At 74.1% G+C, this 784-nt stretch carries 1 protein-coding gene and 1 pseudogene; one reads left to right on the top strand and one right to left on the bottom strand.

The genetic code is table 11. From position 1 onward, the window contains the following. Positions 1 to 491 (bottom strand): gamma carbonic anhydrase family protein (locus tag FV222_RS28000; RefSeq protein WP_147816401.1); only part of this gene is annotated, 491 nt, incomplete at its 3' end. Between the two features lie 71 nt (positions 492 to 562). Between FV222_RS28000 and FV222_RS27995 the strand changes: the two are divergent. Continuing rightward, a pseudogene (locus FV222_RS27995) lies at positions 563 to 784 on the top strand (hypothetical protein); the annotation flags it as partial.

Below are 784 nucleotides of genomic sequence, written 5' to 3'. Positions count from 1 at the left end.
GCCTCGCGCAGGCGCTCGGCGCGCTCGTCGATCTCGGCCCGGTCGATCGGGCGCTGCGGCTTGGCCGGGCTGCCGGCGTAGACGAAGCCGCCGGCGAGCTGCGCCCGCGGAAACACCGTCGCGCCGGCCTCGATCACCGCGCCGTCGCCGATGCTGGCCCCGTCGAGGATCACGACGTCGTCCTCGATCACCACGTCGGAGCCGACCGTGCAGGCGTGCACCACGCTGTTGCGCCCCACCGTGACCCTGTCGCCGACGGTGGTGCCGTGGGTGAAGGTGGCGATGTGGACGGTGGAGCGGTGCCCGAGCCAGAGCCGGTCGCCGAGGGTGACCGGCTGCCCGTCCGCGCGGATCACGCCGTCGTCGCCGATCCAGGCCTGGCTGCCGAGGCGCACGGCGCCGATGGCGGTGCTGCCGCGCCCGCACCAGACCGGGCGGCTGATGAATTCCGGCAGGACGCCGTCATAGGGAAGGATCAGTTCGGGCGTCACGTCTTCGTCCTTCGGGGCCGATCGGCCCACGCCTTCTGGCGGCGAGCCGATATGCCATATAGGCGCAGGCGATGGCCGAGTCAGGCGCAAGCGTGTTTCGTCGTCGCGCCACCGTCACCGTCACCCCGCTGCGCCGCGCCGAGAACCCGATGTCGCCCGCTCCTCCGCCCTCCGCCGCACCAAGCGCCGCGCCCCTGCCCACCGTCGCGATCCAGGCCGCGCCGTTCGACGTGGCCGCCGAGATCGCCGCGCTGAACGGGCGGCTCGCCGGCCGCGCCGGCGCGGTCGTCACC

This window comes from Methylobacterium sp. WL103 (assembly GCF_008039885.1).
Lineage (GTDB): Bacteria > Pseudomonadota > Alphaproteobacteria > Rhizobiales > Beijerinckiaceae > Methylobacterium > Methylobacterium cerastii.
Note: the sequence above shows the minus strand (reverse complement) of the source record. Positions and strands in the feature narration are given on the sequence as shown.